Source organism: Pseudoruminococcus massiliensis (assembly GCF_900291955.1).
Classification (GTDB): domain Bacteria; phylum Bacillota; class Clostridia; order Oscillospirales; family Acutalibacteraceae; genus Pseudoruminococcus; species Pseudoruminococcus massiliensis.
The window spans coordinates 20,603-35,989 of sequence record NZ_OLMR01000009.1 but is presented as its reverse complement, the minus strand read 5'-3'; the positions used below and the strand labels follow the sequence as shown (position 1 = coordinate 35,989).

Annotated in this window: 14 protein-coding genes and 6 tRNA genes; 8 read left to right on the top strand and 12 right to left on the bottom strand. The window is 36.2% G+C overall.

Annotated elements, in window-relative coordinates:
* Nucleotides 1-475: 475 nt before the first annotated feature.
* Entirely contained in the window at nucleotides 476-1,996 is a 1,521-nt protein-coding gene (gene gpmI, locus C9914_RS10170) for a 2,3-bisphosphoglycerate-independent phosphoglycerate mutase (RefSeq protein WP_106765194.1), read from the top strand.
* Nucleotides 1,997-2,087: 91 nt separating this feature from the next.
* On the opposite strand, the gene C9914_RS10165 is transcribed toward gpmI, so the two are convergent.
* The 3 genes from C9914_RS10165 to C9914_RS10155 are packed head-to-tail and all read right to left on the bottom strand — an operon-like array spanning nucleotide 2,088 to nucleotide 4,596.
* The gene (locus tag C9914_RS10165; RefSeq protein WP_106765192.1) at nucleotides 2,088-2,687 is read right to left on the bottom strand and encodes a thiamine phosphate synthase; all 600 of its coding nucleotides are present in this window, start codon (nucleotides 2,685-2,687) and stop codon (nucleotides 2,088-2,090) included.
* A gap of 1 nt (nucleotide 2,688) precedes the next feature.
* Nucleotides 2,689-3,801 carry a 2-iminoacetate synthase ThiH gene (gene thiH, locus C9914_RS10160; RefSeq protein ID WP_106765190.1) on the bottom strand — a complete coding sequence of 371 codons (1,113 nt, stop codon included), beginning with the start codon at nucleotides 3,799-3,801 and terminating at the stop codon, nucleotides 2,689-2,691.
* A gap of 27 nt (nucleotides 3,802-3,828) precedes the next feature.
* The gene (locus C9914_RS10155) at nucleotides 3,829-4,596 is read right to left on the bottom strand and encodes a thiazole synthase (RefSeq protein WP_106765188.1); all 768 of its coding nucleotides are present in this window, start codon (nucleotides 4,594-4,596) and stop codon (nucleotides 3,829-3,831) included.
* A gap of 1,170 nt (nucleotides 4,597-5,766) precedes the next feature.
* Between C9914_RS10155 and nspC the strand changes: the two genes are divergently transcribed.
* The gene (gene nspC / locus C9914_RS10150; RefSeq protein ID WP_181013450.1) at nucleotides 5,767-6,903 is read left to right on the top strand and encodes a carboxynorspermidine decarboxylase; all 1,137 of its coding nucleotides are present in this window, start codon (nucleotides 5,767-5,769) and stop codon (nucleotides 6,901-6,903) included.
* 443 nt (nucleotides 6,904-7,346) lie between these two features.
* On the opposite strand, the gene C9914_RS10145 is transcribed toward nspC, so the two are convergent.
* Nucleotides 7,347-7,433: transfer RNA gene (locus tag C9914_RS10145), tRNA-Leu, on the bottom strand.
* 146 nt (nucleotides 7,434-7,579) lie between these two features.
* Between C9914_RS10145 and C9914_RS10140 the strand changes: the two genes are divergently transcribed.
* The 5 genes from C9914_RS10140 to C9914_RS10120 all read left to right on the top strand — a co-directional run bounded on the left by C9914_RS10140 (nucleotide 7,580) and on the right by C9914_RS10120 (nucleotide 8,027).
* Nucleotides 7,580-7,653 (top strand) — tRNA-Gly (locus tag C9914_RS10140).
* Nucleotides 7,654-7,656: 3 nt separating this feature from the next.
* Nucleotides 7,657-7,733, top strand: a tRNA-Arg gene (locus C9914_RS10135).
* A gap of 4 nt (nucleotides 7,734-7,737) precedes the next feature.
* A tRNA-His gene (locus C9914_RS10130) sits at nucleotides 7,738-7,814 on the top strand.
* A 57-nt stretch (nucleotides 7,815-7,871) separates the two neighbouring features.
* Nucleotides 7,872-7,947, top strand: a tRNA-Gln gene (locus C9914_RS10125).
* Nucleotides 7,948-7,951: 4 nt separating this feature from the next.
* Nucleotides 7,952-8,027, top strand: a tRNA-Lys gene (locus C9914_RS10120).
* Between the two features lie 232 nt (nucleotides 8,028-8,259).
* Here C9914_RS10120 and C9914_RS10115 read toward each other — a convergent pair.
* The 6 genes from C9914_RS10115 to C9914_RS10090 all read right to left on the bottom strand — a co-directional run bounded on the left by C9914_RS10115 (nucleotide 8,260) and on the right by C9914_RS10090 (nucleotide 13,055).
* The gene (locus C9914_RS10115) at nucleotides 8,260-8,643 is read right to left on the bottom strand and encodes a type III toxin-antitoxin system ToxN/AbiQ family toxin (RefSeq protein ID WP_106765184.1); all 384 of its coding nucleotides are present in this window, start codon (nucleotides 8,641-8,643) and stop codon (nucleotides 8,260-8,262) included.
* A 94-nt stretch (nucleotides 8,644-8,737) separates the two neighbouring features.
* Complete coding sequence (locus tag C9914_RS10110; RefSeq protein ID WP_106765182.1) at nucleotides 8,738-9,394, bottom strand: recombinase family protein; 657 nt, start codon at nucleotides 9,392-9,394, stop codon at nucleotides 8,738-8,740.
* Between the two features lie 216 nt (nucleotides 9,395-9,610).
* The gene (locus tag C9914_RS10105; RefSeq protein ID WP_106765180.1) at nucleotides 9,611-10,780 is read right to left on the bottom strand and encodes a hypothetical protein; all 1,170 of its coding nucleotides are present in this window, start codon (nucleotides 10,778-10,780) and stop codon (nucleotides 9,611-9,613) included.
* Nucleotides 10,761-11,072: a hypothetical protein gene (locus C9914_RS10100; RefSeq protein ID WP_106765178.1), complete on the bottom strand. Its 312-nt coding sequence runs from the start codon at nucleotides 11,070-11,072 to the stop codon at nucleotides 10,761-10,763. The genes C9914_RS10105 and C9914_RS10100 overlap by 20 nt, the downstream gene beginning before the upstream one ends.
* Nucleotides 11,073-11,550: 478 nt before the next feature.
* Nucleotides 11,551-12,297, bottom strand: coding sequence for a hypothetical protein (locus C9914_RS10095; protein WP_106765177.1), 747 nt, complete (start codon nucleotides 12,295-12,297; stop codon nucleotides 11,551-11,553).
* Between the two features lie 62 nt (nucleotides 12,298-12,359).
* Complete coding sequence (locus C9914_RS10090) at nucleotides 12,360-13,055, bottom strand: hypothetical protein (RefSeq protein WP_106765175.1); 696 nt, start codon at nucleotides 13,053-13,055, stop codon at nucleotides 12,360-12,362.
* A 316-nt stretch (nucleotides 13,056-13,371) separates the two neighbouring features.
* Between C9914_RS10090 and C9914_RS12035 the strand changes: the two genes are divergently transcribed.
* Nucleotides 13,372-13,527: a transposase gene (locus C9914_RS12035; RefSeq protein ID WP_106765232.1), complete on the top strand. Its 156-nt coding sequence runs from the start codon at nucleotides 13,372-13,374 to the stop codon at nucleotides 13,525-13,527.
* Nucleotides 13,528-13,610: 83 nt separating this feature from the next.
* Here the strand turns inward: C9914_RS12035 and C9914_RS10080 are convergent, their stop codons facing one another.
* Nucleotides 13,611-14,078: a type III secretion system chaperone family protein gene (locus tag C9914_RS10080; protein WP_106765173.1), complete on the bottom strand. Its 468-nt coding sequence runs from the start codon at nucleotides 14,076-14,078 to the stop codon at nucleotides 13,611-13,613.
* A gap of 112 nt (nucleotides 14,079-14,190) precedes the next feature.
* The gene (locus tag C9914_RS10075) at nucleotides 14,191-15,129 is read right to left on the bottom strand and encodes an AraC family transcriptional regulator (RefSeq protein ID WP_022263694.1); all 939 of its coding nucleotides are present in this window, start codon (nucleotides 15,127-15,129) and stop codon (nucleotides 14,191-14,193) included.
* Nucleotides 15,130-15,387: the final 258 nt, after the last annotated feature.

The following is a 15,387-nucleotide window of genomic DNA, read 5'->3' as shown; positions in this document are numbered from 1 at the left end:
GAAGACGCGGAATCGCTCGATAAGTCTCGCTCGTGGTGGGTGAGAGAAGTTGGTTGACGCGGATGAAGTAGCTACCGTAGCCGAACAGGCTTCGCTGTTCGGCTCTACCGATTAGCTAATGAATTGCCCTAAGACACTTAAAAGTTTTGCTCAAGCTTTTTCAAAAGCTTGCAGGGTCGAGGGACGGAGTCCCTCGTGGGTTTTAAGGGCAAAGCCCTTAACATCTCTTTTTTTAAAATTGCGAACGAAGTTCGCAATTCGGTAGTTCATTGGGAATTTCTTAATCTGTATAAAATATAAGTCGATTACGCATCTTGTTATATGTATCCACACACCATATATTTGATGTAATGGGTTCGCCTTTTGAGGCAAATGGAGTATTACCTTAGGCTTGTTTTTGTATTCAGCTATAATTACTGAAACAAGCGTAGCTGAATAATTCAGCTTATTGGCAATCACGAAAGGAAGTTAAATAATGAAAAAACCTGTAATTCTTATGATTCTTGACGGCTTTGGCGTAGGTCTTGAGGCTGAAAAGCGTGGAGACGCAATCAAAGCCGCTAAGAAACCAAATATTGATAAGCTTTTTGCAGAAAATCCTGTTACAAAAATCGGTGCTTCGGGACTTGATGTAGGTCTTCCTGACGGACAGATGGGTAATAGTGAGGTCGGTCATACAAATATTGGTGCAGGTCGTATAGTTTATCAGGAGCTTACAAGAATCACAAAGTCTATTGAAGACGGCAAATTTTTTGAGAATGAGGCTCTCCTCAAGGCTGTTGATAATGCGGCTCAAGAGGGTAAGGCTCTCCATATTATGGGACTTCTCTCAAATGGTGGTGTTCACAGCCACAATACTCATATGTATGCTATCGTAGAGCTTGCTAAGAAGAAGGGCGTTAAGAATGTTTATGTTCACGCATTCCTTGACGGTCGTGATGTTCCTCCTACAAGCGGTAAGGATTTCGTAGAAGAGTGTGCAAACAAGCTCAAGGAAATCGGTCTTGGCAAGATTGCAACTGTTATGGGTCGTTACTATGCAATGGATAGAGATAATCGTTGGGATAGAGTTGAAAAGGCTTATTCTGCAATGGTTTATGGCGAAGGCAACAAGGCTTGCTGCCCTGTTAAGGCTGTTGAAGAAAGCTATGCAAACGATGTAACAGACGAATTTGTTGTTCCAACAGTTTGTGAAGAAAATGCAACAGTTAAGCCTGGAGATTCCATCGTATTCTTCAACTTCAGACCTGACAGAGCAAGAGAAATTACTCGTACTTTCGTTGACCCTGAGTTCAAGGGCTTTGAGAGAAAGAATGGCTTCTTCCCATTAACATATGTTTGTATGACACAGTATGACGCTTCTATGCCTAATGTTGAAGTCGCATTCAAGCCACAGTCACTCAAAAATACAATTGGTGAATATATTTCCAATAAGGGTATGACACAGCTTAGAATTGCTGAAACAGAGAAGTATGCCCATGTAACATTCTTCTTCAATGGTGGTGTTGAGCAACCATATGAGGGCGAGGATAGAATCCTTGTTAAGTCACCTGCTGTTGCAACATATGACTTACAGCCTGAGATGAGTGCTTATGAGGTTACAGATAAGCTCGTAGCTGCTATTAAGACTGGTAAGTATGATATGATTATTCTTAACTATGCTAACTGCGATATGGTTGGTCATACAGGCGTATTTGAGGCTGCTGTTAAGGCAGTTGAGGCTGTTGACGAGTGCGTAGGTAAGGTTGTTACAGCTATCCGTGAGATGGACGGTGTTGCTCTTATTACTGCTGACCACGGCAATGCTGATAAGATGATTGATACTGATGGTTCTCCATTCACAGCTCATACAACAAACCTTGTTCCTTTCTGCGTAGTTGGCTATCCTTGCGAGCTCCGTGAGGGCGGCAGACTTGCAGACATTGCTCCTACAATGCTCAAGATTATGGGACTTCCACAGCCTGCTGAAATGACAGGTGAATCAATTATAAAATAAGCATTAAGCTTATTTCTTAGCTTTTTACCATATAAACAAAACCACCGTTTCGATTGATTTCGGAACGGTGGTTTTGCTGTATATAGGAATTTTAGTCGTTAGCAAATTTTTTGAATGCTGATACTTCACTTTCAGGATTATCACAATTCATAAAATGTGACATCACACAAGCACCTGCTGCACCTGTTTGTAAAACGGAGGAAAGTCTTTCAAGGCTTATTCCTCCTATGCCAAGAACAGGAATTTTAACGGCTTTTGAAATATCTGAAAGATATTCAAGGCCACGAGGTTTAAGACCTTTCTTGCAATCTGTTGCAAATATATGTCCTGCAATAAGATATGATGCACCAAACATTTCAGCGGTTTCTGCCTCTGAAATGCTATGGACAGATACTCCGATTGTGGAAAAATCTTTTATATTTTCGTTGTTCTCAACGAAAAGCTTATATGGCAAATGTATATCAGCATTAACTTTACGAGCAACTTCAATATTACTATTGACAGAAAATGCAACGGAATATTTGTCGCAAATTTCTTTGCATTTTATGGCAAGCTTAAGCAAATCATCTTGACTTAAATGTTTTTCACGAAGAATTATTCTGTCTGGATTTGCAGAGGCTATTCGCTTTATTCGTGTGAGAAAATCCTCTTTGCACGATTTACTGCTTGTAATTACAAAAAGCATACTCATATTAAATAAGTCTTATGTAATCGTTGAATGACGGTTGTAAGCCATATTGATGAAGTGCGTCAACAACCTCATCAACACTTCTTGGGTCGGAAATCTCGAACTGTTCATCGCCCTTTTCTTTTTCGGAGTGACCGCCGATACCAACGCTTACACCTGCGGAAATCTTTGTTGCGCAGATATTTACGGCATTATTTCGGAAATCTGATCTTTCACGAGTTGAGATTGTTATGCTTGCAAAAGGCATAAGTAATCTATAAGCACACATAATCTGCAAAAGTTCCTTTTCGTGAACATCACGAGGGTTTGTTTCTTCGCCATTGATGTATGGGCGAAGTCTTGGAACGGAAACGGCAATTTCTGCGTGAGGGTATTTTCTTTGAATAAGAGTTGCGTGTACACCAACGCAGAAAGCATCGTGTCTAAAATCATCGAGTCCGAGTAATGCACCGAAGCCTACGCCACGCATACCACCAAGAATGGCTCTTTCCTGAGCATTGATTCTATATGGAAATATACTTTTCTGACCTGCAAGGTGAACTTTTTTATAGGTTTCTGTATTATAGGTTTCTTGGAAAACGGTAACAAAATCTGCACCCTTTTCGTGGAGATATTTATATTCATCAACTTCAACTGGATATATTTCAAGACCGATAAGTGAAAAATATTTCTTTGCGAGCTCAACAGCTTCACCGATATATTCAATGCCAGACATAGAACGGGATTCGCCTGTAAGAATGAGAATTTCTTTCAAACCAGTTGCTGCAATAGCTTGATATTCTTTTTTTATTTCTTCCATATTCAGCTTTGCACGATGAATTTTATTCTTGCAGTTAAAGCCACAATAAACGCACTGATTTTCACAGTAATTTGCAATATAAATTGGTGTGAAAAGAGCTATTGTGTTACCAAACTGCTTCCTCGTACATAGCTGAGCTTTTTCAGCCATTTTCTCGAGAAATGGAAGTGCAGCAGGGGAGAGCAAGGCGGCGTAATCGTAAAAATCAATTCTATCTTTATTCAGAGCGTTCTGTACATCTTTTGCGGTGAATGAATTAAAATCATACTTATCGTGAAATGCAAGAACCTGCTCCATAATACTTGTTTCATTAGGCATAATAAAAATCCTTCTTTTGTTTTAATATTAGTCTGCAAGGAAACCTGTAAGTGGGCTTGATGCTTCACCTGTAAATGGTAAAACTCTGCCAGACTTTGAAAGATAAGCAAGTCTGCCAGCTTCAATAGCAAGCTTAAATGCTTTTGCCATTGTAGCGACATCACCAGCAGTAGCAACAGCAGTATTAGCCATAACAGCGTCTGCACCCATTTCCATAGCTTCACAAGCCTGTGATGGTCTGCCGATTCCTGCGTCAACAATAATCGGAACATCAATTTCATCAACTAAAATCTTTATGAAATCTTTTGTAGCAAGTCCCTTGTTACTTCCAATAGGAGCACCTAAAGGCATAACGCTTGCTGCACCTGCATTGACCAAATCACGAGCAGCATTGAGGTCAGGGAACATATATGGCATAACAATAAAGCCCTCTTTTGCAAGGATTTCTGTTGCCTTGATTGTTTCATAGTTATCAGGGAAGAGGTATTTTGAATCGTGGACGACTTCTACCTTGACAAAATCGCCACAGCCAAGCTCTCTTGAAAGTCTTGCTATACGAACAGCTTCTTCGGCAGTTCTTGCACCTGATGTATTAGGTAAAAGTGTGACACCCTTTGGAATGTAATCAAGAATATTTTCTTCTCCACCTTTATTTGCTCGTCTTAATGCAAGTGTAACTATTTCAGCACCGCCATGCTTGATGACTGCATTTACAAGTTCAAGTGAGAATTTACCTGAACCAAGAATAAAACGGGAATTAAACTCGTGACCTCCGATAATCAACTTATCTTCCATAGTATAATACCTCCGAAAAATATAATAAAATTCAGCAAAAGGCAAAATAAAAGAACTCCCCGAAAGGAAGTTCTGCAAAAATACGCATAGTGCGATAACTACAAAACTCCCTCACCGCAATAACGGCGGTCAGGTTCAACGGGTAAGAGGCACTACCTCACTCTCAGAACAATTTGATTGACTCCCCGGTTCGTAAACTTATTTAACTTTTATGATTTAATTATAGGCTTGTTTTCAGAACTTGTCAACATATTTTTAATGTTGTTGATTTTTAGCTTTTTCTGCACTATAATAAAAATTAGTTTTTGCTTATCTAAGACAATTAAAAGTTTCGCTCAAGGCGGCGAGCCGCCGCCGTCAAGACGCGTAATCGCTCGACAAGTCTCGCTCGTGGTGAGTGAGAGAAGTTGATTGACGCGGTCGATGAAACTATCGAGCGAATATAGTTCGCTCCTACGATTAGCTAACGCACCTATCTAAGACAATTAAAAGTTTCGCTCGAGGCGGCGAGCCGCCGCCGTCAAGACGCGTAATCGCTCGACAAGTCTCGCTCGTGGTGAGTGAGAGAAGTTGATTGACGCGGTCGATGAAACTATTGAGCGAATATAGTTCGCTCCTACAATTAGCTAACGCACCTATCTAAGACAATTAAAAGTTTCGCTCGAGCCTTTTTAAAGGCTCGCAGGTTCGAGGGACGGAGTCCCTCGTGGGTTTTAAGGGCAAAGCCCTTAACATCTTTTTCTCTCTAAGTGCGGACAAAGTCCGCACTTTATGGCTAATATTGCTGGTAGACTATCGAACGGGCGAACACAGTTCGCCCCTACATTTGAACCAGTAGTTTATTGATTACAAAAGAAAAGGCGGCGGACAAAGTCCGCCGCTAGGGAAAAATAAATGTTGGGCTTCGCCCAAAAGAGTTTCGCTCTCTGCGGAGAGCGACCAAAGGCTCGCAGCGAAACTTTTAAGTGTCTTATAATAGTTAGTTTGCTAATCGGTAGTTTTATCAGTCGCGGCAATCGGTTTCTCTTGTTAGTGTCGAGCGAGGCTTGCCGAGCGATTCCGCGTCTTGGCTGCGGCGGCTCGCCGCCTCGAGCGAAACTTTTAAAGTCTTGGGAAAGTTGATTAATTATAATTGTAGAATTAAGCTTTTTATGTTATGAAAGGGTGTTGATGATGAAAAAATTAGAATTTCCTAATGCTCCGTCACCTTGCTATATTGTTGATGAAGGTGCATTGATTAAAAATCTTGAAATACTTGAATCAGTCCGAAAGCGTACAGGTTGTAAGATTTTGCTTGCACAAAAGGCTTTTTCTATGTATAAATTATATCCACTTATTTCTAAATATCTTGATGGTACAACAGCAAGTGGCATCTATGAGGCAAGGCTTGGTTTTGAGGAAATGGGCAAGGAAGTTCATGTTTTTTCACCAGCTTTTTCGGATAGTGATTTTAACGAGCTTCTGAAATATTGCAATCATATTGTGCTGAATTCATTCTCTCAGTGGAAGCATTTTAAAACTATTGCAAAGAAACACCCTGAAATAGAATTTGGCTTGCGTGTTAATCCTGAATATTCTGAAATTGAAACGGAAATTTATAATCCTTGTGCAAAAAATTCTCGTATGGGCATAACTCTTGCAAATTTTGAGGAAAGCGAACTGGACGGTATTTCTGGCTTACATTTCCATACTATGTGCGAGCAAAATTCAGATGCTCTAAAGCATACTATTCCATATTTTGAGGAAAAATTCGGAAAGTATCTCAAACAAATGAAATGGGTTAATTTTGGTGGCGGACACCACATAACTCGTCATGATTATGATATAGAAACTCTTATCAAATGTATTGACTATATACAGAATAAATATGATGTTACTGTATATCTTGAGCCTGGTGAGGCAGTAGCACTTAATGCAGGATATTTACTTACAACGGTACTAGATATCGTTAATAACGGAATGGATATTGCGATTATAGACGCATCTGCTGCTTGCCATATGCCAGATGTCCTTGAGATGCCATACCGTCCTGAAATAATTGGGGCAGGAAAGGCTGGAGAGAAAAAGTATACTTATCGTCTTGCCGCACCTACCTGTCTTGCGGGAGATATTGTCAGTGATTATTCTTTTGATGAGCCGTTGAAGATTGGTGATAGACTTCTTTTCTGCGATATGGCTATCTATACTATGGTTAAGAATAACACCTTTAATGGTATGCCACTTCCCTCTATTGCAATTTCTCACAAAAACGGTGATTTTGAATTGTGGAAAAAATTCGGATATGAAGATTTTAAGCAAAGGCTTTAATCACTAAAAAGTTAGAGGATAATTTATAAAATCTAAAAAATTATAAAAAGAAAAATCAAAATCTTTGGTCTAAATGCTTCTTAGCCGTACCAAATCCCAGCTTTCAGGAATATTTAACAATTACAAGGATTGTGGAATATAATGCTTGACAGCATGACCGTTTATTTCCGTGACAAGGTAGTATTTGTTTTCAAAGACGGCTCAAAGGTTGAATAGAAGATAGAAAAACAAAAAGTCCGCAGGCTGTACACTTTTGTGCGAAAGTTTTTTTTATAATTCCGCTGTTACATTTTTGCCAACAGCGGAAAATTATCTTGCACAGCAATTTTCAAGCGGTACTTTTTGAGACTTTACGCAAGGCATAAAAGTCGAAAAAAACATTGATACAAATAAAATAAGAACCTCACGGAAGATACCTTTCTATCAACCGTGAGGTTCTTATATGGTGCCGGTAGTGGGACTCGAACCCACACACCCTTGCGGATAACAGATTTTGAGTCTGTCTCGTCTGCCAATTCCGACACACCGGCAAATAATGCTTAATTAGTATACAATAAAGTCATGAAATTGTCAAGTGATTTCTTTGAAAATAATTTTTTTGAAAAATAGAAAAAATTTTTAAATTTCCTATTGACATTTAAAGGATGATGTGATAATATACTATTTGTCACGAAACGCGGGTGTAGTTCAGTGGTAGAACCCCAGCCTTCCAAGCTGGTTGTGTGGGTTCGATTCCCATCACCCGCTCCATATGCGCCAATAGCTCAGCTGGATAGAGCAACTGCCTTCTAAGCAGTAGGTCAGGGGTTCGAGTCCCTTTTGGCGCGCCATATGGTGGGTATAGCTTAGCTGGTTAAAGCGCTGGTTTGTGGCACCAGAGAGCGTCGGTTCGAATCCGACTATCCACCCCAATATTTTTTGATTTTCGTTCAGCATATGACTGTTCGTATGCTGAAGAAAATTTTTTCTGGGGTGTAGCCAAGCGGTAAGGCAACGGACTTTGACTCCGTCATCTCGCTGGTTCGAATCCAGCCATCCCAACCAATATGACTCATTAGCTCAGTTGGCAGAGCACTTGACTTTTAATCAAGGTGTCCGGAGTTCGAATCTCCGATGGGTCACCAAACTTCAAAGGCAATAGGTGTATACCTATTGCCTTTGAACAATATTATCAAGTTCCATAATAATATATCTACGAAACTTGATTTTGGATATATTTGTCAATAAAAATTTATAATTAATTATCCATTTATTTTTACAAACAAAATTATAACTGGGACTTGAATTCTCAGTTATGCAAAAAAGCCGTAGCATTGCAAGTATTTATTTGTGCAATGCTACGGCTTTCTTTATAATTTATGTTTTAAATTTCCAACAATAAGCTAATTCTTTTCTTACTCTTTCTTTTTGTGTATTATTAGAAATTTCAGAAATATTAAGCATTGTTATACATTGGTGAGGAATTGGAAGCATATATGCAAATCTCAAAGTAGCATATTCTTTACAATACTTATCATTTTTTGGTTTTATTTGAATATCATCTTCTCTATTGTGTTGTTTAGATGATATAGGCACAAAGTAATCAATCCTTTGGATATTTAAAACAGTTCCATAGAAGAACTTATTGTTTCCACTTCGATATTGAACATTTGGAACTCTGGTAAAACCACGATGAGCAGATTCAAACTTTTTTAAATAATCAATATAATCTAAATCAACATTATAAAATGCAATTTTCATTTTGTATAACCTCAATTTTCTAAATTAAAAAAGCGGGTAATAATACCCGCTTTTGATTACTTTTGCACTCGCTCTTTTACAAGTGGCGAAATACTCAACGATAAGATGAGTAATCGAACATCATTAATATTATATTCCACTTATCTTCTTGCTCATATTTATTAACAAGCTTATAAAAAGTGGTTCTTTTCAGATTTAAGATTTCCATAGCTGTATTAGCTCGGATTTCTTTCTTTTTCCATCTGATGTAAACCTCAAACCAATTAGGGGGGAAGTCTATTTCTTGTCTTCCGAGATGTTGTCCACGCTTTCTTGCTGAGGCTATTCCTTCGGCTTGTCTTTTTCTCGTTTCTTGACGCTCTTGCTCTGCAACAGAAGATAGGACTTCAATAATGATATTATTAACCATTTCGATAATCCATTCTTGTCCCTCAAGGTTAATCATAGTTGTAGGCATATCTATGACTTTTACACGAATGCCGTATTGCTTGTAATACTCAAGCTCAGATTTTATGTCAAGCTTATTTCTGCTCAGGCGGTCGAGAGATTTTATAACAAGGGTGTCACCGCTTCGGAGTATGTTGTTTCTCAAAATCTGATAGTTGGTTCTTTCTAAGTTTTTTCCTGATTGCTTGTCTGCGAAGATATATTTTTCTTCCGCACCAAGCTGATGAAACGCTTCAAGCTGTCTATCTAAACTCTGCTTCTTTGTGCTGACACGAGCATAGTAATAAGTTCTTGTTTCGCTCATTTTAATATTTCCTCCAATATATCCGTAAAGGTATACCTTTGCGAATACCTAAATTTTATATAAAAAAGGCACTTTTTAGCTATGTAATCTGATTTTATCCATAAAAAATACCGCCCTCTGCAAAATGTTCAACATGAGAGAACGGTATCATAACCCCAGCAGCATCGCTAAGAAGATATGTCTTTATATTATTATTAAATTTTGAATTGAATTTACTTAATGCAAATGGTGTGATAGCATCAAGTCCTTTGCTTGTTGTCCGGTAAGAGTATCAAGTACTACTTGGTGTGCTTTAGCTTTATTCTGTACATAACGAGTAAGCTCATTTAATTCATCTTCCGTTTTTGCGGTAACAGCTATAAAAATTGATACTTCAAAAAGCTCACAGCCTGTTCCGCCAAGACGGTCTTGTAGGTCTTTAAGTTCCTTTTCTCTGTCACTTAATGAATATGGAATAAAATTAGTACCATTCTTATGATTTATCTCCATACGCTTTTGTATGCTGCCCTCAAGGCTATTTAAATTCTTTTTAACCATATCTGCAGCTTCACCCTTGTCTACCCTGCGTAAATGTTTAGATATTACTATTTTTTCATTATTATCGTGTAAGTCATGAATAAATTCATCATCGATATTACGGTCATAGCTTTTTACAAACAGCACACGAGTATAAGAATCACCTATTTCAATGCACTTCTGTCTGAATACGAATATTGACGGAGCAATATAATCCTTAATTCTGCCACCTGTCGATAAGACATTTTTAGGAAACATAAACGGAATATTGCTGAATTGGTGGTACAGCTTGTATAGAATTTCAAACACTTCCTCAGCCCCAAGTTGGTGCGTTTCTGAATGAAGATTTGTAAATAACTGCTGTAAATTTTGATAATACTTAAAAAGTATATTTGCGTTATCTATCTTGTTTTGAGGTGTATAGGTCATTGCAATAAGCATAATCTTTTTGGCCGCAGCAGCGGAAGTATTTTCAATATAGCTTCCTATGACTTTCTTATAGTCCTTTGCAATATCAGGATATTTTTCTTCCGAGTCTTTATTCGGCAAGAGTGTTCTATAAAGCACATCAGAATCAACCTCGGTATTCATCGTAAATTCCTGATATTCTATATCTGACGGCAGAGTATTGAGTAAACGCATATATTTTTCATAAATATCTTCTTTTTCGTCATCTCTGAAAAGAAAATAATCTATGTTATTATAAGCGAAAATCAATGTGTATGTATTTTCACCGGTAAGAAAAAGTCCATTCTCATAGGCTTCTATGAATGGTATAGTATCTTGAGCTGTTTTTGGTACTTTTGCTTTTATATTGCCAAAAATATTATTTTGCTTTTTAGAAAATATATTAGAAAATAGATTCATCATCGTTAAATACTCCTTTTCTATTAAATGGTCGTGTATCTTTTTGTTTGCCGAATAAAAGATTTAATACACCTACTCCGTTTATCTGTATTCCTAAAGAAACAAATAGTGCTATTTCTGCAAAGACTATCCACATAAGTGCATTGAACTCTATACTGTCTTTTAATGCAAAGAATGTTGCAATAGCAGCAGCTAAGCCAAGTACAGTGCATACAATCAATCGTGGAGTCATTGCACTTCCAAGAGGGCTTACGCTTTTGTTAATGACATTCTTTGTGATTTTTACTTTTATCATATGTACCTCCTTTGAACAATAAAAAAGCACAGCTTAGGCTGTGCAGTCGAATGATATGTTTGACATATTTTAATATGTAGTGTATAATATAAACATAGAGCATACCGATAAGCGGTTGTTCCCGATAGTTTTGTTATAAAGATAACCGTCCTATTGGAGAGCAGGGCGGTTATCTTCTTTTATTGTTGCGATATGAATTTATGACAAGCAGTATATTTGTAACTGCAATAATCATCTGGAAGAAATCATTCCATTCCATCATCGTATCCCTCCTTTCATTAAGAAAGCAGGGATAAAAGAAAATTTTATGTATCCCTGCACCTCAAAGAGGTTAAGGGAACAACCGCCTACCGTTATGTGGTATGCACTATGTACACACTTTCGTGTGCGAGTACATTATACCAAAATCTATATATTCCGTCAATCTTCTGACGGGCATTATAAAAGCACAGCCTGAGTTGTGCTTTTATTTTTGGCTTTATTCGTATGATTCTGAGGCTAAATCGTGAATTAAAAGTGTAGAGTAATTTGCACTAAAGAATTTTGCAGTTGAAGAAGTAAGTGATTTAGGTATTACTCGATTTCCTGATTTATCCGCAGGAGTTTTATCACTATGACAATATAAATATATATTAACATTACTGTTTGATAATATCTCTGGCGGATAACCAACACCTGAATTTAAAAATTTTACATCAAATTCACAATCGGGATTCAAAATTACCAACTTTTCAAGATTAGGGCAACCTGTAAAAGCATCTGTTGTAATCTTTTTTATCGTTTCTGGAACAATTATTTCTTTAACTGTATCACTCATTATATGTGGACACTCGGAAAATACTTCAGGTATAGTTATTGTACTTTCATTTCCTTTATAATAATATGTTTTGTTATATGGATAGTATTTATAATTGAGAATTCTCGTGCTTTGAAATTTAGTTTGTTCATCTTTATTATATGAGCGTTCTTCAACATCAGGGTCGATAGCAGAACTATTGCTACTTACACTACTTTCTGTTGCACTTGTTGTTTCAGATGATATTTCTGCAGACGATTTAGAAACACTGGATTCACCAATAGAACTTTCGATAGATGATTCTATGGAAGAATTGCTTGATACACTTGCCTCTGCACTTGTTGAACTGTTATTAGAACAACCGACTATACTTGCCATAGATACTATCAAAGCTAATGTTAAAGCAGTTATTTTCACTTTGTTTTTCATATAATCAATCCTTTCAAATACTATGATTATTATAATATCATAAAGTGATTTTTATTTTAATACTATGCTACTAAATTTTTGAGAACTCTTGGAGTTTTAATCATAAGTATAAATGCACCAATCGAAACAAATATAAAAGAGAAAAATCCCATTTGAGTGTTTAATATATCATCTGGTTTTGTTATACTTATATCTGTAATGAAACCATTTAAATATTGTGCGTAAATATAGAAAACAACAGCTGTATATTCCTTATTATTTTTATCCTGAACAATAAGGCGATAATTATATGTGCCAATATCTTTCGAGGTAGGGAGAAGCTCTATCTGGGTACTACCGCTATAAGTCTTGAAATCACTTATATTAACCTGAAATCTTACATTCGGATACCATTCGGCATTTTGCGTGTAGCTTGTTTCCATAGTAGATATTGAGCCTTTGACATTTCTTGTTTGAAGGCTTATTGTGCTTGTTTTTGTTGCAGTTTTTTTGTTTTTATCCCTGACCTCAACCCTTATCGTATAATCGCCGGCAGATAGGGAAGAGGTATTCCAAGTTGTTGAGGTTTTACCAGCTGTATAAGCTGTAATTATATGTTTTATACCTTTAGCATTATCATAGCTGTATTGATACTCATAAGGTGCTGTTCCGCTCGAAACAGAAGCCTTGAGAGTAACCGAATCACCAACATAACCACTTTTTGAAGCACTAAAAGATGATATATTGACATCAGGGTAAGTAATCTTTAAAGATTTCATCGTTAAACAGTCTTGAGAACACACTAGTTCTATCACTGTCTGTGCCTGAGATTGAGATTATACCAGCAAGCATAAAGTTTGAGGTTTTTATGTGGCTTAATGTCAATAGTTTGGGTAAAAAAGAGCCTACAGATAAAAAGTAAAAAAGTAGAGCATAGTTTACCAAAATCCGTTAAAATATAATTGCTTATAAGCCTGAAGCGGAGAACAAAATATGCTCTACAAATATTTTGTCAGCGATATGCGGAAACCGTTTGCAAATATCGGCTCGATATGGTTTGAGAACGCTGAACAAATTGTTGATAAATACCACTGAATATGCCAGCTTTTCTGGGCTTTTGAAGGTGTCAGAAAAGAAGAACAAAAGAAATTCAGCAAATCATATTATAGATACTTTAAAAATTCAAGAAAATTACTTCTTAAGAGATTTGACGAAAAAACAAGCGACAGTTTAATTTTCTGTCGCTTGTAATTATACTTTATTCTATTTTTCGTGTTACCATAACCATTGACATTAAGCCAAAAGTTTACATTTTTATGACAATTTTAATTTTATCACTCTTTGCTTTCTGTAGAAGCATATGCCTCTTCAGCAGTTTTATAACCAAACATAACATCAATCATAGCATCGCCAAACTGTTCAAACATAATAGCAGGAATCATCATACTATCTTCTATAACAGCCTGTGATGGAATGCAATCCTTGCAGTTTGTTGCAATCTTATAACGAACTTCGCCATCATTGAAATCCATCTCAAAGTTACCAAGCAAAAGACCATAGTTTACCATAGTAAGGAACTTAGAAAGCTCTACTCTATGCTCCTCATCACAGTTAAGACTGATAAGACCAAGTGAAAGATACTTTGTTTCATCAATGTCTACAATTATACGGCACTCTTTAAGGCGGTTTCTAAGGTTAATTCCGCATCTGATAACTTCTCTTTCTTCATCAAATGTATAGTTCCATTCGTCATTTTTAAGATACTGTTCTATTGCGGCTCTTATTTCTGTGGAATATGCCATTTTACTACCTCCGAATATAATATAATAAATATAAAATAGTATAACACTTAAACCTTGTTAAAGTCAATATAAAAAAGTAGATATTCATTGACAGTTATGTATAATTTAATAGTTATGACTCTAAATTGCGACTATCTACACGCTTATTTTCAAGGCTACGGCGATATTCTTTAGGTGTCATATTATATTTCTTTTTAAATATTCTGTTGAAATATGAGAGATTAGTTATACCTATGCTTGTTGCAATCTCTGTAATCTGAGAATTTGTTGTCAAAAGCATATTTGTAGCAATATTCAAGCGATAATCATTGATATACTCAATACAAGTTGTTCCCATATATTTCTTAAAGAACCTCATAAAGTAATGCTTGCTAAGATTTACACTTGCAGAAAGCTCCTCTATTGTAATAGAGTTCATATAATTTTCGCTGATATAATCAAGAATAGCCTTGATATTCTTAGTTGTATTATTTTTGAGAGTAGTATCATAATCAATCTTTTCAAAGCATTCTGCGAAAAATACATAGAAAAGTTCATAGAGCTTAGATTTGATAGTAAGCTCATAGAAATCCCTTTTCTTATCATAAGTATCAACTATTGAAAGATATATATCACGAATCTTGCTATAAGATGGGTGGTCACGCTTTATTATATAAGGCATAGAGAGCTGTCTTTCATAAAAAGGTGTAAAATATCTAATAGAGCAAGCGTCTGTTGAATTATTTGTAAGCATACTCATATTAAACATCATAGTAAGCATATGTGCTTCATTACCATTATATTGCTTAAAAGAATGAAGAACACAAGGAGGAATAATAGCAATATCATTTTCCTCTGCAACATATGTTTCAAGGTCAATGTTAAATTCAACATATCCGCCTTTAACATATACTATCTCTATCTCCTCGTGCCAGTGCATCGGAAAGGAGTTAAAGTATTCAGGCATTCTTGTCCTATAAATATCAAAAGGAAGGAGAAAATCTCCGTGTTGAACTGCCTCTTTTAAAGACAGTATTTCTTCGTTAGTGTATTTTTCGTTAGTTTTGCTCATTTTTACCGTCCTTTAGTCATACAAAAGCTTAGTATTAAGATTTCTACAAAATTTTTAAAATTCAACTCAGTCTGATTATAAAATCAATGAATATCTTAAATTCTTATGGTTAATATAATGTTATTTATTTTAAAATAACAAATTGAATGTAAAAATCCATATATATCACAATAGTATTATAATACAGAAAAAACAATTCATCAATAGCAATAAAATGCTCTTTTATCTTTAAAAGTAACACATATCAGTAAAAAGCAT

Bases quoted from the DNA above. Each gene is read 5' to 3' on its own strand.
- gpmI (WP_106765194.1), top strand. From the start codon at position 476: ATGAAAAAACCTGTAATTCTTATGATTCTTGACGGCTTTGGCGTAGGT.
- C9914_RS10165 (WP_106765192.1), bottom strand. From the start codon at position 2,687: ATGAGTATGCTTTTTGTAATTACAAGCAGTAAATCGTGCAAAGAGGAT.
- thiH (WP_106765190.1), bottom strand. From the start codon at position 3,801: ATGCCTAATGAAACAAGTATTATGGAGCAGGTTCTTGCATTTCACGAT.
- C9914_RS10155 (WP_106765188.1), bottom strand. From the start codon at position 4,596: ATGGAAGATAAGTTGATTATCGGAGGTCACGAGTTTAATTCCCGTTTT.
- nspC (WP_181013450.1), top strand. From the start codon at position 5,767: ATGATGAAAAAATTAGAATTTCCTAATGCTCCGTCACCTTGCTATATT.
- C9914_RS10115 (WP_106765184.1), bottom strand. From the start codon at position 8,643: ATGAAAATTGCATTTTATAATGTTGATTTAGATTATATTGATTATTTA.
- C9914_RS10110 (WP_106765182.1), bottom strand. From the start codon at position 9,394: ATGAGCGAAACAAGAACTTATTACTATGCTCGTGTCAGCACAAAGAAG.
- C9914_RS10105 (WP_106765180.1), bottom strand. From the start codon at position 10,780: ATGATGAATCTATTTTCTAATATATTTTCTAAAAAGCAAAATAATATT.
- C9914_RS10100 (WP_106765178.1), bottom strand. From the start codon at position 11,072: ATGATAAAAGTAAAAATCACAAAGAATGTCATTAACAAAAGCGTAAGC.
- C9914_RS10095 (WP_106765177.1), bottom strand. From the start codon at position 12,297: ATGAAAAACAAAGTGAAAATAACTGCTTTAACATTAGCTTTGATAGTA.
- C9914_RS10090 (WP_106765175.1), bottom strand. From the start codon at position 13,055: ATGAAATCTTTAAAGATTACTTACCCTGATGTCAATATATCATCTTTT.
- C9914_RS10080 (WP_106765173.1), bottom strand. From the start codon at position 14,078: ATGGCATATTCCACAGAAATAAGAGCCGCAATAGAACAGTATCTTAAA.
- C9914_RS10075 (WP_022263694.1), bottom strand. From the start codon at position 15,129: ATGAGCAAAACTAACGAAAAATACACTAACGAAGAAATACTGTCTTTA.